Here is a 19,159-nt window from a genome sequence, read left to right on the forward strand (position 1 = left end):
TTCTCATGGGCCGTCTTCAAAATTCGCGAGGCGGAACAATGCCGGACCTGGACGATGTCAGGCGGGAGATCGAACGGATGCGCATCCAGATGGGCAGGCAGAGGAAGGAGATTCTTCAGCTGCAGCGGGCTGGCGTCGGTACGGCGTCGGCCGAAGCGCTGCTGTCGCGGATGGAGGCGAAGGTCGAAAGTCTTTGTGCGCAGCGCGACGTGCTGAAGGCGGCGCAGCCGCGCGCGGCCAAGGGCAGGGTGCTTGGCGGGAGGACATGGTGAGCAGGCGATGGTTCGACGACGAGAGAGAGCTGTCGCCATTCCTGACCGCGCTCGAGGACGTTCGCCGACGGGCGACGCGGGAAGGGTGGTGCTATGCCCACGTCCAGGCCATCATCGTGGCGATCGACCAGTACGCGGAAGCCGCGACCGGCAACCGCGAGTATTTCCTCAACAAGCCGGTCTCGATTGGTGAGAGCCGGAAGGCCGGGGATATTCGGTAAGGAAATCGTGACCGGGGACAGCGGCTAAATTTAATCCACCGTCGCCGAACCCCGGTTCCGCCGGCGCGACCAATTCTCATGCTTCAAGCCCTGCTCAGCGCGATCGTGGAGATCCTTCCGTCGGCCGCATGGAGTGCAGTCATCAGGTTCTTCGGCCTGGAAAATGCCGTCGAGATCGCGACCGCCGTCCTCGGCCTCGCCTGTATCGTGATCGGTTCTGCGGTGCTGCTGCTGGGGCACGGATGAGGAGAGCTTCGTGAAGACGATCACGCTGCTCGCAGTGGCGGCCATGTTGCTGCTGGAGGCGTTCGGCCCGACGTCGAGCGTCGGCGGCTCGATGAGCTTCATGCTGGTCTTTGTCGTCGTGACGCTGGCGGTCGCGATCTACGAGGCGTGGTCGAACGAGCGCGGCGTGATGGGATGGATCGTCAATCTCGTCGCATCAATCGTGGGCGGCCTGACGGCGGTTGCGCTCATCGGAATGGGCATGGAGGCCGTGCTGCCTTACCTTCGCCTCGAAGGCTCGCTCGCCTCGTCGCAACAGCCGCTGAAGCACGCCGTCGTTGCGATCATCGCGATCTTGATGTTGCTAGGATCGTGGCTTCCCCTCCGGGTGCTGAATCGGCTCCGCTGATACGCCGTCAGACGCGACCTCAGACGCTCCTTGGGACGACAGCCGAGGCAGCCATCCCCGACGCCCGCAGCTAGGCCGCGATCCGTTGCTCGACCGGGGCGGTCAGCAGCTTGAGCGCTTGCGCATGTTGCAGGTCGGGGACCGCGATCGCCGTGTGGCTGTAGGCCGCATGGCTCCCTGATCTTGCGATCCCGTTCAGGATCTCGCTGCCCTTGATGACATGGAGGCCCATGCCGTCGTCGGCGGGGAAGATCGCCAGGACCACGTCATAGGCCGCGATGACGGCCTTGAGCGCTTCGGCCTTGTCCTCGGCAAGCTCGACAAAGACACGAACATCGGCCGCGAGTTCACGCAGCTCGTCAAAATCAAGCACTGTGGGATACTCCAACGCAACAAGACTGAATGGAGCTTGGCCGCGTTAGGTTACTGAAGTGTCAACAACGCGAGCCCGGCCACAAGTTTCACGACGAGGTGACGTCAGGCTCCAAAGCGCGACGCGACGAGAAATGAATCGCCGTCGCGCTTCAGGTTGTCGTTCAAGCATGATCGCTCCGAAACAGCGCTCCGCAATTTTCCGGAGCATGCTTCAGCGCTTGGCGTCCACCTTGCGCAGGCGGGCCTCTGCGGCCTCGTCCACGAGGTTCAAGGCCAGGCCGTCATAGCTCAGCTTGAGCCCGCGGCCGACGATCCAGGTCCATCCGTCGCCGTCCTTGATGGCTTGAGCGTTGAACTGGTCGGAGATCGATTTGACGGCAGCATCCTGCGGTCCCGGATTGTTCACCGTCGTATTGACGCGCCAGATCGGGTGGCTGGCATCAGCCTCGTCGCTGTCAACCGTGACCTTGGCACCGTTGATATCGCACTCGAGGGTATAGGAGTTGCGACCCTGACGGCAGAGATAATGGCGTCGACTGACGAGCTTGCTGGTCTCCTCGAATGTCATTCCGGGCGAGAAGCCGAAGATGTCGGACTTCTTCACGACGGCGAGGGACGCAGGTTTCAGGAAGCTCGGCTGGAACGCGACGAGGGCGGCGACGGCCACGACGATCAAACCTGCAATGACGATAGCGACCTTCATGAGCACCCCGCGAGAAACCCTCAAGCCATTATAGCAGCCGGGGACGTTCTGCCAGGCGCGCAAAGCGAAAACCCCGCCTGGGGGAAGCGGGGCTCTCTGGTGGGGTGAAGCTTAGGGACTTCAATGATGAGACGCGCCAGGGACAAAATGGTTCAAAAGGAAAGTGGCAGGCCTGCGCCAGCTTGCACAGGAAGTCGGGAACCCCGCAGAGCCGCTGCTTGCGTTTTCAGCCTCGATGGGTTCTAAGCCCGTCACTTCATGACCTCAGGCATGAAATCAGCCAGCGCGCCCCCCGCGCTTCAGGCCGCGTCCACAGCAAAACTTGCTCGCGCGCACAAAAGGAATTCAGAGATGGCGAAGATGACGAAAACCCAATTGATTGATGCAATTGCCGAGGGCACGCAGCTCTCGAAGAACGACGTGAAGTCGGTGATCGAATACATGGCCACGGTCGGCTACAAGGAGCTCAACGAGTCCGGAGAGTTCGTCATTCCCGGCTTCGTGAAGATGTCGGTTGTCAACAAGCCGGCGACTGAAGCCCGCATGGGCGTCAATCCCTTCACCAAGGAGCCGATGCAGTTTGCGGCCAAGCCCGCGAGCAAGTCGGTCAAGGCCTCGCCACTCAAGGTAGCCAAGGACGCCGTCTAAGGCGCTGGCCGCATCGTTGCAGCGCGCTCTTCGCAAGACGGCGCAGCGATCAAGGGCTGAAGACCAAGGTGGTGCCCGGCATCCGCGATGCCGAACATCGCCACGACGATCAGGACAAACAAGAAAACCCCGCGCTTTCGCACGGGGCTCTTCCGACTGACGACGTTGGGATTTCAGCGCCTGGCCGTCAGCCGTAGCTCAAACTTAAAGTTGAAAATCAAAAAGCAACAGCGCCGCGGGTGACGGAATATGTTCGTTCACCGCGGCGCTGCCATATAACTGGGCGCTGAAATCCCCAGCCTCCATGGGTCCGCGCTGCGCCGAAAAGGTTCAACGCGACGTGCCGGGAAAATCGCGCCAAGGGGCTGGACTTTTCGTTCTCTTTTTGTTCTAATGCGCCTCCTCTCGATCGACCGCAAGGAGGTGACTCATGACCGTCGAAAAGCAGCGCGAAGTGATCAGGCTCTGGAACGAGCTCAGGAGGCTCGAGGGTCCGGCCGCAGAAGAGCTCCGCATTCAGATCCTGGAATGCTTCTCGGAGAAGAGTAGTAAAGCGAAGCGAGCGGCCTGATCCGCGCCGGTGGGCAGAAACCAAGAGGCGGGCACGAAGTGCAGGAACGAACCTGTGCCCTCAACGTTCGGCCTGCATGACATGCCCGCGATGCGCCAAGCCGATGACGGCGATTTCTGCCAACAGCTTTCGATGTGAGCCATGCCGTGAGATCGTCATCGTGTTTGCGGTGGTGTCGAAATTCTTGCCGCCGAAGATCGTGCCGAGGAGTCTCCCGGCAGAGGACGTTGCGGCGCGCGCTTTCATCGATCGTTAGGAATCGCGCCGCGCTGATTTTCTCGATTCCGATTCGTTCTTTGAGAACGAAAAGGTCGAAGCTGGAACAAAGCCGGTCGGCAAGCAGCGCTGTCGTAACTCTGCTTCGCATGAGAGAAAGCACCGCGTTGCGATCGCTCGGCAAATTCCTAAAGCGCGATGAGATCTCGATGAAACGTCATCGCGCTTTGGGTTGTTGTCTGCGCATGATCTTTCCGGAAAACCGCTGCGCACTTTTCCGGGTCATGCCTTAACGATCCTTTGCGCGGAAGCCGATAACCCTATTCGGTTAGGTTAAAAGCCCAATCGCGTTGCGCTTGTCGCCGCATCGGGTAGGTGTCTGGCAAAGACAAGCAAGAAACGGCTTTGCAGCAAGCAATTTTGTCATGACACCTTTTTCACAGCCTTCCTTTTACCAGGGCGACCGCCACACCTACCGGCGCGTCGCCATCGTCGGCACGCTGTTCTGTCTCGCGTTCGTGGTGGTCAGCTTTTCGCTGCGGCCGCAGGCCGAGGACACGCGCGTTGCAGTCAAGGCCGACCGGCTGGTGCGCACGGCGGGCCAGCCGGCGCATGCCAATTGAAGCGGCGCGCGCCATGGAGAATGCCGTACCCAATTAGCGTTCGTCGCTGTAGCTGCGATTGTCGGCCGGCACTTCCGGACATGCGGTGCCGCGCGAGGCGAGCGCCAGGAAGCCGGCATAGCCGGACAGGTTGAGCAGGACTTCGAGCCAAGCGGGCATGACGGACCTCTTCCGCTCTGCGTGAAGACGGATTCAACGTCCGCGCGCAATCCTGGTTCCCTGCTCCCGCCGAATAGCAGCTCAAACCGGAGAGGAGGGGTCGAGGCGGCGGCCGAGGGTTGCAACGGATTCGCTCGACGGCTGCTCCTTCAGGAACTCGGCGATGGCCCGCGCCAGCTCGCGGTCACTCATCGGGGTCGGCGGCGGGTGCAGCGCGCCGTTACCGAAGTTGCGCACGATCTCGTCGTAATGCCGATCGTCGGATCTGGGAACCAATTTACGGATACGGGCCAGCAAAGCGGATAAGGGCAAGTCTTCCTCCTCGGTGGTCCGCCCCGCTGGCAGCCATTGCCGTGTGCTGCCATGTGTTCCCGTGAAACTGAAAACCCCGCCGGCATCGCGGAGATGCCGACGGGGTCTTCGTGCTGTCGCCTCAACCGGATGGCGGAGGCTCCCGCACTTGGAAGGGCAATGCGCGCCCGGCGATTTGGTTCCGGCGCCGTCTGCTTTTGTTTGCAGGGGCCGGTTCCGCCCCTGCGCGCAACCATCGCAGGCGCGCGTCGTTAATCCCGGCAAGACGCGAAGGAGGAGAGCATGAAGAAGACATTGGCAGTTCTGGCCACCGTCGCAGCCGTCGGCGTGACCGCGGTTGCAGCCCCTGCGCCGGCCGAGGCACGCGGGCGCGGCATCGGCCCGGGCCTCGCATTCGGCCTCGCCGCCGGCGCGATCACCGCGGGCGCAGTCGCAGCATCCCCGTACGGCTATTATGGCCCCCGCTACGGCTATTATGACGGCCCCGCCTATTATTACGGTCCTGGCCCCTACGCCTATTACGGCGGTGGACCGTACCACCGGCACCATCACCACTGGCGCCATTGGTAACACCCGACAAGCGAAAAGCCCGGAGCGATGCTCCGGGCTTTTTTCATGCGCAGTGATCAGAGGCGTATTACGGCCAAAGCGAGGGCCGTTCGACTTTGCGGGCATTCTCCAGCGTCGACACGAAATACTCCTCGCGCTCGCGCTTGAATTTTTCCTGCGTGGCACGGAAGGCGGCGACACGGGCGGCGATCTCGTCGCGCTCACGGGCTTTGCGTTCTTCGTCTTCGGTCATGGCCATCCCCTCGGGTTACTATTGAACTCAAGCACTGCCGCCGCACCATCTTGAGTCGCATTCACACATCCATTGATGCTCCTGAATGGGGCGTCAATGGGGAGGCGGCATTGCAGGATTGTGATATGCGAAGGCCGGAAAAAATTGCCGAGCGCATCGCGCTAGCGCTTGATAAGAGCGTCAATGATCTTGCCGCTTGCGCAGTGAGCTGCCAGGGCAAAACGAATCGGGAGGCCGCGATTGATTGCATCGGATCTTCAGAGCGGCGTCGAACGGCTCGGCGACATGATCGCCGCGGCAAAGGTGATCGTGCCGTTCACCGGCGCCGGCATCTCAACCGAATGCGGCATTCCCGACTTCCGCTCGCCGGGCGGAATTTGGACGCGCTACCGTCCGATCGACTTCGGCGAATTCGTCGCAAGCCAGTCGGCTCGCGACGAATCCTGGCGTCGCCGTTTCGCGATGGAGGAGGTGTTCGCGGCGGCGAAGCCTGGCCGCGGCCATCGCGCGCTGGCCTCGCTCTATCGTGCCGGCAAGGTTCCCGCCGTCATCACCCAGAACATCGACAATCTGCACCAGGCCTCCGGCTTCGCCGGCGAGCACGTGATTGAACTTCACGGCAACACGACTTATGCGCGTTGCATCGGATGCGGACAGGCCTATCCGCTCGACTGGGTGAAGCGCCGCTTCGACGAGGCCGGCGCCGCGCCCAACTGCACCGTCTGCGATGAGCCGGTGAAGACCGCCACGGTCTCTTTCGGCCAGATGATGCCCGAGGACGAAATGCAGCGCGCGACCGCGCTGTCGCAAGCCTGCGACCTCTTCATCGCGATCGGTTCCTCGCTCGTGGTCTGGCCGGCGGCGGGGTTTCCGATGATGGCGAGGAACGCCGGTGCACGTCTGGTGATCATCAATCGCGAGCCGACCGAGCAGGACGACATCGCCGACCTCGTCATCCGTCACGACATCGGCGAAACGCTCGGGCCCTTTGTCGGTAATTGAGGCATCAATTTGATTCGCGGCTGCGCAAGCTGTTCATAGGTTCCGGCAGATCTCTTTTTTGTCTATGCCTCGCAACCGGGAGTGTTATCTTTTGAGTCGAAAGATTCGCGTCGCGTCGAATTGAGAACATTCTCTTAAGACGCGTGATTCGAGCGCCGCCGGTGTGGCGGGTTGCATGGCAGCGTGGGGTCCGGGGTTATGGGGTCGTCGGACGGATTTGAGTCCAAGAAGCTCGGGGTTCCCGGGCAGGGAGCATCGTCCGGGCGGGTCACGCCGGGCGAACATGGCGGTGCCGGCCGCGACAGCGGCCTCAATCCATTCAGCGGGTTGGGCGAGGCTAGCGCCAACCTCGTCGAAGTCCACGGCGTCATCAAATGGTTCGACGCCTCCAAAGGCTACGGCTTCATCGTTCCCGACAACGGCTGGCCGGACGTGCTCCTGCACGTTACCGTGCTTAGGCGCGACGGCTTCCAGACCGCCTATGAGGGCGCCCGCATCGTCGTCGAGTGCATCCAGCGCGCCAAGGGTTACCAGGCGTTCCGCGTCGTCTCGATGGACGAATCGACCGCGATCCATCCGGCGCAGATGCTGCCGCCGCGCACCCACGTCACGGTCACCCCGACCAGCGGGCTGGAACGGGCCCAGGTCAAATGGTTCAACCGGCTGCGCGGCTTCGGCTTCCTGACCTGCGGCGAGGGTACGCCCGACATCTTCGTGCACATGGAGACACTGCGCCGCTTCGGCATGACCGAGCTCAGGCCCGGCCAGTATGTCCTGGTCCGCTTCGGGCCCGGCTCCAAGGGCATGATGGCGGCCGAGATCCATCCCGAGACCGGATCGCCGGGATTGCAGTCGCACTGAGCACGGTGCGACGTGCCGACCGGATCCGGTCGAGCCTTCAGGTCCCGCAATCGTGAGCAGAGGCGCGCCGGCAGGCCGGCGCGCCTCTGGCTTTTCCGACGACCGCCGCTTAAGGACTGACTCCAGTCCCACGCCTCGAGTATCCCCCATGAATCCTGATCGAAAGGCCATCTGGTCCGCTCTGAAGGGCTGGCTCGCCGCCATCCTCGTCGCCGCCGGCTGTGTCGCCAGCGCGCCCGCCCGCGCCGCCAGCTTTCAGCCGCTGGAGATCGTCACCAGGAACGGCGTGCAGGTATTTTCGGTGGAGATGGCAACGACCGCGGAAGAGAAAGAGACCGGCCTGATGTACCGCAAGGAGCTGGCGGATGGCAAAGGCATGCTGTTCGACTTCAATCCCGAGCAGGAGATATCGATGTGGATGAAGAACACTTATGTCTCGCTCGACATGATCTTCATCAGCGCCAACGGGCGCATCCTGCGCATCGCCGAGAACACCGAGCCGCTGTCGACCAAGATCATCTCGTCCCGCGGGCCGGCCCGGGCCGTGCTGGAGGTGGTGGCGGGAACGGTGCAGAAATACGGCATCCGTGTCGGTGACCGCGTCGGTCACCCGCTGTTCGGCGGCAAATAGGGTAGGCAGGCGAGGGGCATTGGCAGCCTTGCTGGCGCCAGTTTGTAAGCTTGCTGGCGCCTTTGGAAGCGTGTATCGACGGGGCTCGCCGGACATTCGGGGTATAGCGCAGCCTGGTAGCGCGGCAGTTTTGGGTACTGCAGGTCGTTGGTTCGAATCCAGCTGCCCCGACCAGTCCCGAGGTTGAATCCCTTTCATTTTCCTTGCGATTTTGGCTCCGCCTGTGGCCACGGCTGGTCCGGGGCGCCGGATCCATCCTCGCAACATGTGCCTGCCGTGCGGCCCTTTGCGTCGACGCGGCCGATCCGGCCTGGGGGACGCAGCGTCCGAGCGAAGCCGGTCAGAATGACCAAAGCGTCATCGAACCTGCTGGCGGCGCCATAGACATATCGGTGTTGGGATTTCAGCGCCCAACGTCCAAACGGCAACGCCGCCGAGCGATGATATTCCGCTTGCGCGGCGTTGCGCTTTTCAGACGGCTTGGTCAGATCCGGCCGGGCAGCGCGCGGCGTACCAGCCGGCGGGAAACGGAACGAAGGGCCAGATCGTCTGGTTGTCGTTGGCGGCTTTCGGCGGCTCCGGGATAGCCGTCTCCGCGGCCTGCGCGGACCGCGCCCAGCGCAGCACGACGCGCGAGCATGCATATTGCAAATTCATCGTGGTCGTCCCCGTCCGTCAATGATCTTCAAACGTCCATCGTTTCAGAGTTCGACGTCGCTCAAATTCACCTGCGCGTAAGCCCGCGCTCGTTCTCAAATCACGTGCAATCCTAGAAGAGCCGGCTGCAGCATTCAACCGATCGCGCAGCGTCATCCCAAGAAGTAAGGTTGATCGGTTAGGTTAAAGCCGAGCGGTTGTTGCGCCGGTTCTTCCGGCTGCTATCAGATCGGACCCGGCTCGCGATGTGCTGCCTTCCATCCGTGCGACACCGATCACGGCTCGTCCAGCGCGCGCACCAGGTGAGTTCTGCGTCAGCGAGTTCTGCCCATGTCCTTCGATCGCAACCTCAAGACCGCCGGTCCGCAGTCGGGCTGGAACGAGATCTGGCACCTCTGGACCGTGATCGTGCCCCGCCGCTCGATCAATGGCCAGCTCGTGTACGGCAAGGTCTGGCGCCGCCATGATGGCCGCGATTGGATCTACAAGAAATTCACCGAGTTCGACGGCGAGGAAGCGGCCTGAAGCATGATGAGCCGGGATTGACCGCTCATCACGCCCAAGGTTCGTCACGCTTCGCGCTGAGGCCCGCGTGCCGCTCGCCAGCCTATCCCCGTGCCTGTACGCGCGGCAGCGGCAGTTTGAAGTGACGTTTCGCATAGGCGACGATTTCGGCATCCGAGGGATGATCGGCCGCTTCCACCCCCGCAATCCGCTTGGCGAGATCGGGAGCGTTCGTGCGGATGTAGCTTGCGAGTTCCGTCTTGGCGCTGGCCGGACCGATGATGAGGATCTCGCCGGCATCCGCGAGGGCTTTGCTCACTTCAGTATAGAACGCCTTGTCAGGAGCGGCATGGCCGCTGCCGACCACGCTGGCCTTGTGATGAAGGTGACGCGTCGCCAGGTGCGGATGCAGCGTGATTTCGTCGGAGCCGCTCAGGCCGAGATGGAAGATCCTGGCTTGCGAATGGTCGATCCATACCACGGCGTGAAAATGAGAGGGCATGTGCTTTTGGCCTTGTCCGAGGGGAGGCCGCCGACATCGGAGCGGCGGCGCGTGTCGTGACGACATTATGCCGGCCGGCGCAGCCCCCGGTTGACCCAGGTCAATCGATCGGCTCAAGCCGCCAGGGCGACCGCGCGCTCCGCGAACAGCAAGGCGTTCCCGGCTCAGGCCATCTACGCCGCGCTTGCCGCCGGCTTGGGCGGCGGCGGCTTCAGCGGCTTGTCCTGCTTCTTCGACCACGAGATGTAATAGGCCACCGTCGTCATGATCGCGATGCCGGCGACGCTGACGAAGATCTGCGCGAGCAGCGAGCCGGAGCTCATCGACAGCTCGAAATGGCCGACGAAGGACAGGAACACGCCGACGCAGAACACGGCGAGCGATTGCTGGCCGCAGACGATCAGGGGATCGAACACCTTCCATTCGAGCCCCGGCCATTCCTTCGGCACGAAGCGGATCACCAGGATCACGATCACGACGAAGTGGATGAAGCGGTAGGGCGCGAGGTTGGTCTTGTCGTTCGGGTTGAAGGCCGAGAACAGCCATTCCGGGAACATGCCGCCGAATGTGGGGAAGCGGCCCGCCATGGTCATGATCAGGGCGAACACGAGATAGCCGAGACAAAGATAGAGCGTGATCGGCGCGTTGATCAGCGTCATCGAGCGCCGCGCGCCACCCAGCGCGCACCAGGCGCCGAACACGAACAGCACCTGCCAGCAATACGGGTTGAAGTACCACTGGCCGGCCGGATAGGCGTTCAGATTCCAGCCGAAGTGGCGCGCCGTCAGCCAGAGCACGATCGCCAGCACCATCGTCAGATCGGGCTTGCGCAGCATGAACCACAGCACCGGCGGAAACAGGCCCATCAGCACGATGTAGAGCGGCAGCACGTCGAGATTGAGCGGCTTGAAGCGCAGGAACAGGCCCTGGCGCAGCGTCTCGGTGGCGTTGTCGACGAGACCGGCGACGTTGAACTCGTTGATCATCTCGCTATCGCCGAAGCGCAGCGCCAGATAGCTGATCGAGGCGATATAGATCACGAACAGGATGATGTGGGCGACGTAGAGTTGCCAGACCCGCTTGGTCAGCCGGGTGGCCCCGACGATGAAGCCGCGTTCCAGCATCATCCGCGCATAGACAAAGGAGGCCGTGTAGCCGGAGATGAAGACGAACAGATCGGCGGCGTCGGAAAAGCCGTAATTGCGCGTCGTGATCCAGTTCACGACGTTGTCGGGGATGTGGTCGAGGAAGATCGCCCAGTTCGCGACGCCGCGAAACAGGTCGAGCCGGAGGTCACGGCCTTTGTCGGGGAGGGTGGCGTTGACGTTTAGGAAGGCCATGCGAGGGGAGCTCTCGAAGGGGGCGGGCAGGCTGAGGTCGGGGAGGCAGTGCCGCCGGGCGGGATCCCGGCGCGGGAGGCGGGTACGCAATTGTCACGGTGCAGCATAATGACTATACCGTCGCAGGGGCCACGGAGGCCGGAATCACCAAGCAGTTCCCAACCGGTTTTCTCTATACTATCCCTGAGGTTTGCACCAACTGCCACCCTGACGCATCGAAATCGAACGAAAGACGAAGAACGAGGCCCGGACCACCCATGACCGCACGCATTTTCAAGCCCGCCAAGAACGCGATGCAATCCGGCCGGTCCAAGACCAAGGAATGGCAGCTCGACTATGAGCCGGAGCAGCCGCGCGCGGTCGAGCCGCTGATGGGCTGGACCTCGTCGGGCGACATGAAGCAGCAGATCACGCTGCGCTTCCACAGCAAGGAAGAGGCGGTCGCCTATTGCGAGCGCAAGGGCATCGCCTACCAGGTCATCGAGCCGAAGGAATCGGTGCGGCGCCCGGTTGCCTATGCCGACAATTTCTCGTTCCGCCGCGGCGAGCCCTGGACGCACTAACCACTTGCATCCGCGCACGCTGAATTCCTCATGCCCGGGCCTGTCCCGGGCATCTACGTTTTGGGGCCGAAGAAAAAATGTGGATGGCGAGGGCAAGCCTGGCCATGACGCTGAGAGGTATTCTGCTCGTACACGGGGGTGCCATGCGCAGCTCCAGCCCCTTGGCACCCCTTCCGCCGCGTGCTTCGTTGGCTCGCATGACACGACCATGGCGAGGTTAGGGGATGGCCGGGCGGGACCAGCTCGACAGCGTCGATTTGAAGATACTCTCCGAGCTGCAGCAGGACGGACGGGTGCGCAACAACGAGCTCGCGCTGCGCGTCGGGGTATCCGCGCCGAACTGCCTGCGGCGGCTGAAGTCGCTGTTCAGCCGCGGCGTGATCCGGGCGGTGCGGGCTGTGCTCGACGAGCGGCGGCTCGGCTATGAGGTGGTCTCGTTCGTGTCGATCCAGCTCGGCAGCCAGGCGCAGCCGGTGCTGGAGGCGTTCGAGAGCTCGATCGCCGCGATCCCGCGCATCCAGCAGTGCTGGCGGATTTCCGGAGACACCGATTATCTCCTGAAATGCGTGGCGCCGAGCGTCGAGAGCATGCGCCAGCAGTTGCTGCATTTCGCGGCCATGCCCGACGTGAAGAACGTCCGCAGCTTCCCGGTGCTCGGCGTTGCCAAGGACGTGCCGCTGCCGCTGCAGGACGTCGCGGCAGCGTCCTCTTAGCGATACCGTCCTCGAAACTCGCGGGGACTCGCACCGGTCCAGGTTCGAAAGGCCCGCGAGAAGCTCTTCTCGTTGCGGAATCCGGCGATCTCCGCGATCCGCTTGATCGGCGTGCGGCCCCGCATCAGTTCCTGTTTTGCCAGTTCGAATTTGACCTCTTCCTTGAGGTCGCGCAGCGAGGTGGCCTCTTCGCGCAGGCGGCGATGCATGGTGCGGGTGGAGAGCGCAAGCTCGCTCGCGACGTCCTCGGCGCCGAGGCTGCGCCCGCGCGCATTGCGCAGCACGCGGCGGACTCGCTCGACCAGCAGCCGGTCGCGCCGATAGGGCAGCACGGTCAGCCTGAGCGCGCCCTTGAGCATGTTGTCGAGATCGACGGCGCTGCGCGTCAGCGGCAGCGAGAGATAATGCTTGTCGAAGACGATGCGGGCGCGATCGGCATCGAAGCGGATGTTCCGGCAAAAGATGGTCGGATAGACCGAGACATGGCCGGGCTCGGTGTGCGGGAATTCGGCCGCGCGCAGCGCAATCCTGGAATCGACGGCCCAGCAGGAGAAGCCGAGTACGTAGCGGAGCAGCGTGACCAGGCAGAATTCGCGCAAATCGCCGAGATCGCGCAGCTCCCGGATCGAGACCTCCGCGGTTTCCTCGCCGACCTCGAGATCGAGCAGCACGTCCTCGGTGAGCAGGCGGTGATGCCGGCACCAGCGCTTGAGCGCGACTTCCAGCGTCGGCGCCGTGATCGAGGCGCGGCATAGCATGCCGTAGGTGCCGAAGGGCAGGCGCCGCGAGAACCAGCCGAGCGCCTCGTCGTCGAGCTCGCGCATGGCATGGCCCGCCAGAGCTTCGAACTGGGCAGCCGTGATCCGCCCGTCCGGAGAATTGACAAGGTCTGGCGCTATCTGAGCCCGCTGCAACGCTTCGGCCGGGTCCAGTCGGTATCGCGCATAGGCGGCAACCACGCCGCGAACGAAGGCGGCCGGAGTGACGGCGCGGCGCGGGACCGCAGTTGCGGCTTGAAACGGCATGAGGAAAATCCTCGCCAAGTTTGGCGGAAAATGCAACCTTTTCGACCGCAAGAGGGCCCTGACCCCGCTAGGTTCGGTGCCCAAAACACGGAGGAATCGCCTTGAACATCCCGAGCATCGATTTCGACCTGGGCGAAGACATCACGATGCTGCGCGACACGTTGCGCGCCTTCGTGGAGGCGGAGATCACCCCCGCGCCGCCGAGATCGAGAAGGCCAACCTGTTCCCGGCAGACCTGTGGAAGCGCTTTGGCGACCTCGGCCTGCTCGGCATGACCGCGCCGGAGCAATATGGCGGCTCGAACATGGGCTATCTCGCCCACGTCGTCGCCATGGAAGAGATTTCGCGCGGCTCGGCTGCGGTCGGGCTGTCCTATGGCGCCCATTCCAACCTCTGCGTCAACCAGATCCGCCGCAACGGCAACGACGCCCAGCGCCAGCGCTATCTGCCGAAGCTGATCTCCGGCGAATATGTCGGCGCGCTCGCGATGTCCGAGCCGGGCGCCGGCTCCGACGTGGTCTCGATGAAGCTGCGCGCCGACAAGCGCGGCGACCGCTACGTGCTCAACGGCTCCAAGATGTGGATCACCAATGGCGGAGATGCCGACGTGCTGGTGGTCTATGCCAAGACCGATCCGGAGGCCGGCCCGCGCGGCATGACCGCCTTCCTGATCGAGAAGGGCTTCAAGGGCTTCAGCCACGGCCAGCATCTCGACAAGCTCGGCATGCGCGGCTCCAACACCTATCCGCTGTTCTTCGACGAATGCGAGGTGCCGGAGGAGAACGTGATGGGCAAGGTCGGCGAGGGCGTCAAGGTGTTGATGTCCGGCCTCGACTACGAGCGCGCGGTGCTGTCCGGCGGCCCGCTCGGCATCATGGCTGCCTGCATGGACGCAGTGGTGCCCTACATGCACGAGCGCAAGCAGTTCGGCCAGCCGATCGGCGACTTCCAGCTGATGCAGGGCAAGCTCGCCGACATGTATTCGACCTGGCAGGCCACGCGCGCCTATGTCTATGCCGTGGGGAAGGCTTGCGACCGCGCCGACCACGCGCGCACCTTGCGCAAGGACGCGGCGGCCGCGATCCTCTATTCGGCGGAGAAGGCGACGTGGATGGCGGGCGAGGCGATCCAGGCGCTCGGCGGCGTAGGCTACACCAGCGAGTTCCCGGTGGGGCGCCTCTGGCGCGACGCGAAACTCTACGAGATCGGCGCGGGGACGTCCGAAGTCCGCCGCATGCTGATCGGCCGTGAGCTGATGGCCGAGACGGCTTAAGTCTTTCACCCCATTTGGAATCAAAATGCCGCTTCATTCCAGCATCGATCCGTCTTCGTCAGATTTCGCGCGCAATGCCGAGGCGATGCGCACCCTCGTTGCCGACTTGCGCGAAAAGCTCAGCCAGGTCGCGGGCGGCGGCGGCGAGGTCTCGCGCAACCGCCACACCGCGCGCGGCAAGATGCTGGCGCGCCAGCGCGTCGACCTGCTGGTCGATCCCGGCACCTCGTTCCTGGAGCTGTCGCCGCTCGCGGCCTACGGCCTCTACGGCGGCGATGTGCATTCGGCGAGCGTCGTGACCGGGGTAGGGCGCGTTGCCGGGCGCGAATGTGTCATCGTCGCCAACGACGCCACCATCAAGGGCGGCACATATTATCCCATGACCGTGAAGAAGCATCTTCGCGCCCAGGACATCGCGCGGCAGAACAATCTTCCCTGCGTCTACATGGTCGATTCCGGCGGCGCCTTTCTGCCGCTGCAGGACGAGATCTTTCCGGACGAACGGCATTTCGGCCGCATCTTCTACAATCAGGCGCAGATGTCCTCGCAGGGCATTCCCCAGATCGCGATCGTGATGGGCTCCTGCACCGCCGGCGGCGCCTATGTGCCGGCGATGTCGGACGAGAGCATCATCGTGCGCAACCAGGGCACCATCTTCCTCGGCGGCCCGCCGCTGGTGAAGGCCGCGACCGGCGAGGTGGTCAGTGCCGAGGAGCTCGGCGGCGCCGACGTGCATTCGCGGCAGTCGGGCGTCACCGATCACTATGCCCAGAACGACGCTCATGCGATCGGCATCGCCCGGCGGATCGTCGGCACGCTCAAGCCATCGCCGCGGCCGAACCTCAACATGCATCCGCCCCGCGAGCCGTTGTTTGCGGCGGAGGAAATCTACGGCGTGGTGCCGGTCGACGGCAGAAAACCGTTCGACGTGCGCGACATCATCGCGCGTGTCGTCGACGGCTCCGAGTTCGACGAGTTCAAGAAACTCTACGGCACGACGCTGGTGTGCGGCTTCGCCCATATCTGGGGCTATCCGGTCGGCATCATCGCCAACAACGGCATTCTGTTCAGCGAAAGCTCGCTGAAGGGCGCGCACTTCATCGAGCTGTGCTGCCAGCGCGGCATTCCGCTGGTGTTTTTGCAGAACATCACCGGCTTCATGGTCGGCAAGAAATACGAGGCCGGCGGCATCGCCCGCGACGGCGCCAAGCTGGTGACGGCGGTGGCGACCGCTTCGGTGCCGAAATTCACTGTCGTGATCGGCGGCTCCTACGGCGCCGGCAATTACGGCATGTGCGGCCGCGCCTATTCGCCGCGCTTCCTCTGGATGTGGCCGAACGCGCGCATTTCGGTGATGGGCGGCGAGCAGGCCTCGATGGTGCTGAGCCAGGTCCGCCGCGACAATATCGAGGCCAAGGGCGACAGCTGGTCGAAGGAAGAGGAAGACAAGTTCCGGGAGCCCATTCGCGCGCAATATGAGAGCCAGGGGCACCCCTATTACGCAACGGCCCGTCTGTGGGACGATGGCGTGATCGACCCGGCCGACACCCGCCTCGTGCTCGGTCTTGGCCTCTCGGCGGCGTCGAATGCGCCGATCGAGCCGACGAAGTTCGGCCTGTTCAGGATGTGATGCGATGGACCGCTCAAAGCTCTACCGGCGTTTTCGCACCCTCCTGATCGCCAATCGCGGCGAGATCGCCTGCCGCGTCATCCGCACCGCGCGCGCCATGGGCCTGCGCACCGTCGCGGTCTATTCCGAGGCCGACCGCGACGCGATGCATGTCGCGCTCGCTGATGAAGCCGTGCTGCTCGGGCCCGCCCGGGCCCGCGATAGCTATCTCAATGTCGAGCGCCTGATCGAGGCGGCGCGCAAGACCGGCGCCGAGGCCGTGCACCCCGGCTACGGCTTCCTGTCGGAGAATGCCGAGTTCGCGCAGGCCTGCTATGACGCGGGGCTGGTCTTCGTCGGCCCGACCGCCGACATGATGAATGCGATGGGCTCGAAATCAGGCTCGAAGGCGCTGATGGAAAAGGCCGGCGTGCCGCTGGTGCCCGGCTATCACGGCGAGGCCCAGGACGATGCGACGCTGGCGAAGGCGGCCGAGAAGGTCGGCTTTCCCATCCTGGTGAAGGCCTCTGCCGGCGGCGGCGGCCGCGGCATGCGCATCGTGCGCTCGGCGGACGAGCTTGGACCTGCGATCGTCAGCGCCAAACGCGAGGCCAAGGCCGCGTTCGGCGACGACCGCATGCTGATCGAAAAATATGTCGACAATCCCCGGCATATCGAAGTGCAGGTGATCGGCGACAGCCACGGCAATCTGTTGTCGTTGTTCGAGCGCGAATGCACGCTTCAGCGCCGGCACCAGAAGGTGATCGAGGAGGCGCCATCGCCGACGCTCAATGCCGCGCAGCGCGAGACCGTCTGCGCCGCCGCGCGAAAGGCGGCCGGCGCGGTGAACTATGTCGGCGCCGGCACCATCGAGTTCGTGTCCGACGGCAAGGAGGTGTTCTTCATCGAGATGAACACGCGCCTCCAGGTCGAGCATCCCGTGACCGAGCTGATCACCGGCCTCGACCTCGTCGAGTGGCAGCTCCGCGTCGCCTTCGGCGAGGCGCTGCCGCTCAGGCAAAACGAGATCAAGCTCAACGGCCACGCCGTCGAGGCGCGCGTTTACGCGGAGAACCCGACCAAGAATTTCATGCCTTCGGTCGGCAGGATCTCGACGTGGCGGCTGCCGGAGGAAACCGGCGGCTTGCGGATCGATGCCGGCTATCGCGAAGGCGATATGGTCTCGCCGTATTATGACGCCATGCTGGCCAAAATGATCGCATGGGCGCCGACGCGGGATGTCGCGGTCGAGCGGCTGAACCGCGCCCTGGAAGAGTCCGACGTTCGCGGCATCGTCACGAACATTCCGTTCCTGTCGGCGCTGATGACGCATCCGAAGGTTCGGACCAATACGATCGACACCGGTTTCATCGAGCGTGAACTGGCCGTGCTGACACAGGCCGCGCCGGCGCCGGGCGAGCTCGAGCTGTGCGCGGCGGTCGCTGCAATCGTCCACGACGAGCGACGGATGGCGGAAGCGAATTCGCCCTGGCAAACCTTCGGCTGGCAGCCGGTCGGCCGTCGCCAGCGCAGCTTCGCCTTCCGCGTCGGGCACGGGCCGGAGCAGAAGATCATCCTGAACTACGGCAGCGGGCCATCGACGCTGTTGCTCGGCGATCGCGAGCTGGCGTTCGCGATTGCGCCGCGGGACGGCGGATTTGACCTGACGCTCGACGGCGTGAAATCGCAGGTCGCCGCTGTGATCGACGGCCACGAACTCTATTTGCGCACGCGCAACGGCCGCTTTGACCTGCACTGGGTCGATCCGTTCGGCGGCGAGAGCGAGGAACAGACTGGCGAGGACAAGATCGCCGCCCCGTTGCCGGGGACGGTCGTCGCCGTGCTGGCCAAGCAGGGCGCCACGCCTCGAGAAAGGCGCGCCGATCCTCACCCTCGAGGTGATGAAGATGGAGCAGACGCTGCGCGCGCCTTATGCCGGCGTGCTGAAGTCGATCAGGTGCAAGGTCGGCGACATCGTGCAGGAGGGCGTCGAGCTCGCCGTGGTCGAGCCTGCGGGAGAGTGACATGAGCGATTCCGTCCGCATCATCGAAATGGGGCCGCGCGACGGGCTTCAGAACGAGAAGACGCCGGTCAGTGTCGCGGACCGCATCGCCTTCATCGACGCGCTGGTCGCGGCCGGCCTCGATGCGGTCGAGGTCGGCGCCTTCGTCTCGCCCAAGGCGATCCCGCAGATGGCAAGCTCCGACGCCGTGCTGCGCGGCGTTGCCCATGTGACCGGCGCTGAATTCCACGTGCTGGTCCCGAACGAGAAGGGCTACGACGCCGCCCGCGCCGCCGGCGCCAAGATCGTTTCGGTGTTTGCGGCAGCCTCGGAGGGCTTCTCGCGCGCCAACATCAATTGCACGGTCGCGGAGTCCATCGAGCGCTTCAAGCCGGTGCTGGCGCGTGCCAGGGACGATGGCGTCGCGGTGCGCGGCTATATCTCCTGCGTGCTCGGTTGCCCCTTCGACGGCGAGATCAAGCCGAAAGCGGTCGCCGATCTCGCGAGCACGCTATGGGAGCTCGGCTGCTACGAGATTTCGCTCGGGGACACCATCGGCGTCGGCACGCCGACCAGGGCCAAGGAGATGCTGCGCGCGGTTGCCGCCAACGTTCCCGCAGCCAGGCTCGCAATGCATTTCCACGACACCTACGGCCAGGCGCTTGCCAATCTCTATGCCGGCTTGGAGGAGGGCGTTCGCGTCATCGACAGCGCTGCGGGCGGCCTCGGCGGCTGTCCGTATGCGCCGGGCGCGACCGGAAACGTCGCGACCGAGGACGTCGTCTACATGCTCGAAGGCATGGGGATCAGGACCGGCATCGACATGGACAGGCTGCTCGCGGCCACCAACGAGATGAGCGGTGTGCTGGGCAAGCCGCCGGTGAGCCGCGTGGCCTCGGCCCTGAACGCGAAGAAGAAGCGGGCGGCGACTTAGCTTCGT

General features: G+C 64.0%; 26 protein-coding genes, 1 tRNA gene and 2 pseudogenes. 19 read left to right on the top strand and 10 right to left on the bottom strand.

The features are described 5' to 3' along the window. Positions 1-38: 38 nt before the first annotated feature. From ACETMP_RS05905 to ACETMP_RS05920, 4 genes are all read left to right on the top strand, one after another. A complete protein-coding gene (locus ACETMP_RS05905; RefSeq protein WP_375160237.1) occupies positions 39-272 on the top strand; it encodes a hypothetical protein in 234 nt (77 codons plus the stop codon). Next, positions 266-493 (top strand): hypothetical protein, encoded by a 228-nt coding sequence (locus ACETMP_RS05910; protein ID WP_128941618.1) that lies wholly within the window; start codon positions 266-268, stop codon positions 491-493. Before ACETMP_RS05905 ends, ACETMP_RS05910 begins: the two co-directional genes overlap by 7 nt. Positions 494-571: 78 nt before the next feature. Continuing rightward, on the top strand, positions 572-739 hold the full coding sequence (locus ACETMP_RS05915; protein WP_375160238.1) for a hypothetical protein: 168 nt from the start codon (positions 572-574) through the stop codon (positions 737-739). A 10-nt stretch (positions 740-749) separates the two neighbouring features. Next, on the top strand, positions 750-1,127 hold the full coding sequence (locus tag ACETMP_RS05920) for a hypothetical protein (RefSeq protein WP_375160239.1): 378 nt from the start codon (positions 750-752) through the stop codon (positions 1,125-1,127). Positions 1,128-1,197: 70 nt separating this feature from the next. Here the strand turns inward: ACETMP_RS05920 and ACETMP_RS05925 are convergent, their stop codons facing one another. Then, positions 1,198-1,500 (bottom strand): hypothetical protein, encoded by a 303-nt coding sequence (locus tag ACETMP_RS05925; protein ID WP_028136575.1) that lies wholly within the window; start codon positions 1,498-1,500, stop codon positions 1,198-1,200. A 213-nt stretch (positions 1,501-1,713) separates the two neighbouring features. Continuing rightward, positions 1,714-2,205: a hypothetical protein gene (locus ACETMP_RS05930; protein ID WP_375160240.1), complete on the bottom strand. Its 492-nt coding sequence runs from the start codon at positions 2,203-2,205 to the stop codon at positions 1,714-1,716. A 351-nt stretch (positions 2,206-2,556) separates the two neighbouring features. Between ACETMP_RS05930 and ACETMP_RS05935 the strand changes: the two genes are divergently transcribed. Both ACETMP_RS05935 and ACETMP_RS05940 read left to right on the top strand, forming a co-directional pair. Then, complete coding sequence (locus ACETMP_RS05935) at positions 2,557-2,853, top strand: HU family DNA-binding protein (RefSeq protein WP_018323108.1); 297 nt, start codon at positions 2,557-2,559, stop codon at positions 2,851-2,853. 430 nt (positions 2,854-3,283) lie between these two features. Continuing rightward, positions 3,284-3,424, top strand: coding sequence for a hypothetical protein (locus ACETMP_RS05940; protein WP_375160241.1), 141 nt, complete (start codon positions 3,284-3,286; stop codon positions 3,422-3,424). 60 nt (positions 3,425-3,484) lie between these two features. Here ACETMP_RS05940 and ACETMP_RS05945 read toward each other — a convergent pair whose 3' ends face one another. Further along, positions 3,485-3,670 (bottom strand): hypothetical protein, encoded by a 186-nt coding sequence (locus ACETMP_RS05945; RefSeq protein WP_375160242.1) that lies wholly within the window; start codon positions 3,668-3,670, stop codon positions 3,485-3,487. A 395-nt stretch (positions 3,671-4,065) separates the two neighbouring features. On the opposite strand from ACETMP_RS05945, the gene ACETMP_RS05950 reads away from it, so the two are divergent. Next, positions 4,066-4,263: a hypothetical protein gene (locus tag ACETMP_RS05950; RefSeq protein ID WP_375160243.1), complete on the top strand. Its 198-nt coding sequence runs from the start codon at positions 4,066-4,068 to the stop codon at positions 4,261-4,263. Positions 4,264-4,296: 33 nt separating this feature from the next. Here ACETMP_RS05950 and ACETMP_RS05955 read toward each other — a convergent pair whose 3' ends face one another. Continuing rightward, positions 4,297-4,422: a hypothetical protein gene (locus tag ACETMP_RS05955; RefSeq protein WP_375160244.1), complete on the bottom strand. Its 126-nt coding sequence runs from the start codon at positions 4,420-4,422 to the stop codon at positions 4,297-4,299. A gap of 81 nt (positions 4,423-4,503) precedes the next feature. Then, positions 4,504-4,734 carry a hypothetical protein gene (locus ACETMP_RS05960; protein WP_028136571.1) on the bottom strand — a complete coding sequence of 77 codons (231 nt, stop codon included), beginning with the start codon at positions 4,732-4,734 and terminating at the stop codon, positions 4,504-4,506. 282 nt (positions 4,735-5,016) lie between these two features. Here ACETMP_RS05960 and ACETMP_RS05965 point away from each other — a divergent pair, with 282 nt between their 5' ends. Continuing rightward, a complete protein-coding gene (locus ACETMP_RS05965; protein WP_375160245.1) occupies positions 5,017-5,304 on the top strand; it encodes a hypothetical protein in 288 nt (95 codons plus the stop codon). Positions 5,305-5,371: 67 nt separating this feature from the next. Here the strand turns inward: ACETMP_RS05965 and ACETMP_RS05970 are convergent, their stop codons facing one another. After that, positions 5,372-5,542, bottom strand: coding sequence for a hypothetical protein (locus ACETMP_RS05970; protein ID WP_157095033.1), 171 nt, complete (start codon positions 5,540-5,542; stop codon positions 5,372-5,374). 234 nt (positions 5,543-5,776) lie between these two features. Between ACETMP_RS05970 and ACETMP_RS05975 the strand changes: the two genes are divergently transcribed. From ACETMP_RS05975 to ACETMP_RS05990, 4 genes are all read left to right on the top strand, one after another. Beyond that, a complete protein-coding gene (locus ACETMP_RS05975) occupies positions 5,777-6,538 on the top strand; it encodes an NAD-dependent deacetylase (RefSeq protein WP_375160246.1) in 762 nt (253 codons plus the stop codon). A 198-nt stretch (positions 6,539-6,736) separates the two neighbouring features. Next, positions 6,737-7,399 carry a cold-shock protein gene (locus tag ACETMP_RS05980; RefSeq protein ID WP_028136568.1) on the top strand — a complete coding sequence of 221 codons (663 nt, stop codon included), beginning with the start codon at positions 6,737-6,739 and terminating at the stop codon, positions 7,397-7,399. Positions 7,400-7,547: 148 nt separating this feature from the next. Further along, positions 7,548-8,030, top strand: a complete 483-nt coding sequence (locus ACETMP_RS05985; RefSeq protein WP_375160247.1) for a DUF192 domain-containing protein — start codon at positions 7,548-7,550, stop codon at positions 8,028-8,030. 97 nt (positions 8,031-8,127) lie between these two features. Beyond that, a tRNA-Pro gene (locus tag ACETMP_RS05990) sits at positions 8,128-8,204 on the top strand. A 297-nt stretch (positions 8,205-8,501) separates the two neighbouring features. Here the strand turns inward: ACETMP_RS05990 and ACETMP_RS05995 are convergent. Continuing rightward, complete coding sequence (locus ACETMP_RS05995) at positions 8,502-8,687, bottom strand: hypothetical protein (RefSeq protein WP_375160248.1); 186 nt, start codon at positions 8,685-8,687, stop codon at positions 8,502-8,504. A gap of 330 nt (positions 8,688-9,017) precedes the next feature. On the opposite strand from ACETMP_RS05995, the gene ACETMP_RS06000 reads away from it, so the two are divergent. Beyond that, a complete protein-coding gene (locus tag ACETMP_RS06000; protein WP_375160249.1) occupies positions 9,018-9,212 on the top strand; it encodes a hypothetical protein in 195 nt (64 codons plus the stop codon). Positions 9,213-9,294: 82 nt separating this feature from the next. On the opposite strand, the gene ACETMP_RS06005 is transcribed toward ACETMP_RS06000, so the two are convergent. Next, positions 9,295-9,693 carry a translational machinery protein gene (locus ACETMP_RS06005; RefSeq protein ID WP_375160250.1) on the bottom strand — a complete coding sequence of 133 codons (399 nt, stop codon included), beginning with the start codon at positions 9,691-9,693 and terminating at the stop codon, positions 9,295-9,297. Positions 9,694-9,866: 173 nt separating this feature from the next. Then, positions 9,867-11,033, bottom strand: a complete 1,167-nt coding sequence (locus ACETMP_RS06010) for an OpgC domain-containing protein (RefSeq protein WP_375160251.1) — start codon at positions 11,031-11,033, stop codon at positions 9,867-9,869. A 257-nt stretch (positions 11,034-11,290) separates the two neighbouring features. Between ACETMP_RS06010 and ACETMP_RS06015 the strand changes: the two genes are divergently transcribed. Beyond that, positions 11,291-11,596, top strand: coding sequence for an ETC complex I subunit (locus ACETMP_RS06015; RefSeq protein WP_028136563.1), 306 nt, complete (start codon positions 11,291-11,293; stop codon positions 11,594-11,596). 224 nt (positions 11,597-11,820) lie between these two features. Then, entirely contained in the window at positions 11,821-12,309 is a 489-nt protein-coding gene (locus ACETMP_RS06020) for an Lrp/AsnC family transcriptional regulator (RefSeq protein ID WP_028136562.1), read from the top strand. Here the strand turns inward: ACETMP_RS06020 and ACETMP_RS06025 are convergent. Continuing rightward, complete coding sequence (locus tag ACETMP_RS06025; protein ID WP_375160252.1) at positions 12,306-13,334, bottom strand: AraC family transcriptional regulator; 1,029 nt, start codon at positions 13,332-13,334, stop codon at positions 12,306-12,308. The genes ACETMP_RS06020 and ACETMP_RS06025 overlap by 4 nt on opposite strands. Before the next feature lie 146 nt (positions 13,335-13,480). On the opposite strand from ACETMP_RS06025, the pseudogene ACETMP_RS06030 reads away from it, so the two are divergent. From ACETMP_RS06030 to ACETMP_RS06045, 4 genes and pseudogenes are all read left to right on the top strand, one after another. Beyond that, positions 13,481-14,607 (top strand): annotated as a pseudogene (locus ACETMP_RS06030) (isovaleryl-CoA dehydrogenase). A gap of 25 nt (positions 14,608-14,632) precedes the next feature. Next, positions 14,633-16,237 (top strand): carboxyl transferase domain-containing protein, encoded by a 1,605-nt coding sequence (locus tag ACETMP_RS06035; protein WP_375160253.1) that lies wholly within the window; start codon positions 14,633-14,635, stop codon positions 16,235-16,237. A gap of 4 nt (positions 16,238-16,241) precedes the next feature. Beyond that, positions 16,242-18,240, top strand: a pseudogene (locus ACETMP_RS06040) (acetyl/propionyl/methylcrotonyl-CoA carboxylase subunit alpha). A gap of 1 nt (position 18,241) precedes the next feature. Beyond that, positions 18,242-19,153, top strand: a complete 912-nt coding sequence (locus ACETMP_RS06045; RefSeq protein WP_375160254.1) for a hydroxymethylglutaryl-CoA lyase — start codon at positions 18,242-18,244, stop codon at positions 19,151-19,153. The last annotated feature ends 6 nt before the right edge of the window (positions 19,154-19,159 follow it).

Origin of the sequence: Bradyrhizobium dasycarpum (assembly GCF_042019905.1) — a bacterium.
Taxonomy (GTDB): Bacteria; Pseudomonadota; Alphaproteobacteria; order Rhizobiales; family Xanthobacteraceae; genus Bradyrhizobium; species Bradyrhizobium japonicum_B.

Coding starts and splice junctions, on each gene's coding strand:
- ACETMP_RS05905 (WP_375160237.1), top strand. CDS start 39: ATGCCGGACCTGGACGATGTCAGGCGGGAGATCGAACGGATGCGCATC.
- ACETMP_RS05910 (WP_128941618.1), top strand. CDS start 266: ATGGTGAGCAGGCGATGGTTCGACGACGAGAGAGAGCTGTCGCCATTC.
- ACETMP_RS05915 (WP_375160238.1), top strand. CDS start 572: ATGCTTCAAGCCCTGCTCAGCGCGATCGTGGAGATCCTTCCGTCGGCC.
- ACETMP_RS05930 (WP_375160240.1), bottom strand. CDS start 2,205: ATGAAGGTCGCTATCGTCATTGCAGGTTTGATCGTCGTGGCCGTCGCC.
- ACETMP_RS05935 (WP_018323108.1), top strand. CDS start 2,557: ATGGCGAAGATGACGAAAACCCAATTGATTGATGCAATTGCCGAGGGC.
- ACETMP_RS05940 (WP_375160241.1), top strand. CDS start 3,284: ATGACCGTCGAAAAGCAGCGCGAAGTGATCAGGCTCTGGAACGAGCTC.
- ACETMP_RS05945 (WP_375160242.1), bottom strand. CDS start 3,670: ATGAAAGCGCGCGCCGCAACGTCCTCTGCCGGGAGACTCCTCGGCACG.
- ACETMP_RS05950 (WP_375160243.1), top strand. CDS start 4,066: ATGACACCTTTTTCACAGCCTTCCTTTTACCAGGGCGACCGCCACACC.
- ACETMP_RS05955 (WP_375160244.1), bottom strand. CDS start 4,422: ATGCCCGCTTGGCTCGAAGTCCTGCTCAACCTGTCCGGCTATGCCGGC.
- ACETMP_RS05965 (WP_375160245.1), top strand. CDS start 5,017: ATGAAGAAGACATTGGCAGTTCTGGCCACCGTCGCAGCCGTCGGCGTG.
- ACETMP_RS05970 (WP_157095033.1), bottom strand. CDS start 5,542: ATGGCCATGACCGAAGACGAAGAACGCAAAGCCCGTGAGCGCGACGAG.
- ACETMP_RS05980 (WP_028136568.1), top strand. CDS start 6,737: ATGGGGTCGTCGGACGGATTTGAGTCCAAGAAGCTCGGGGTTCCCGGG.
- ACETMP_RS05985 (WP_375160247.1), top strand. CDS start 7,548: ATGAATCCTGATCGAAAGGCCATCTGGTCCGCTCTGAAGGGCTGGCTC.
- ACETMP_RS05995 (WP_375160248.1), bottom strand. CDS start 8,687: ATGAATTTGCAATATGCATGCTCGCGCGTCGTGCTGCGCTGGGCGCGG.
- ACETMP_RS06000 (WP_375160249.1), top strand. CDS start 9,018: ATGTCCTTCGATCGCAACCTCAAGACCGCCGGTCCGCAGTCGGGCTGG.
- ACETMP_RS06005 (WP_375160250.1), bottom strand. CDS start 9,693: ATGCCCTCTCATTTTCACGCCGTGGTATGGATCGACCATTCGCAAGCC.
- ACETMP_RS06010 (WP_375160251.1), bottom strand. CDS start 11,033: ATGGCCTTCCTAAACGTCAACGCCACCCTCCCCGACAAAGGCCGTGAC.
- ACETMP_RS06015 (WP_028136563.1), top strand. CDS start 11,291: ATGACCGCACGCATTTTCAAGCCCGCCAAGAACGCGATGCAATCCGGC.
- ACETMP_RS06020 (WP_028136562.1), top strand. CDS start 11,821: ATGGCCGGGCGGGACCAGCTCGACAGCGTCGATTTGAAGATACTCTCC.
- ACETMP_RS06025 (WP_375160252.1), bottom strand. CDS start 13,334: ATGCCGTTTCAAGCCGCAACTGCGGTCCCGCGCCGCGCCGTCACTCCG.
- ACETMP_RS06035 (WP_375160253.1), top strand. CDS start 14,633: ATGCCGCTTCATTCCAGCATCGATCCGTCTTCGTCAGATTTCGCGCGC.
- ACETMP_RS06045 (WP_375160254.1), top strand. CDS start 18,242: ATGAGCGATTCCGTCCGCATCATCGAAATGGGGCCGCGCGACGGGCTT.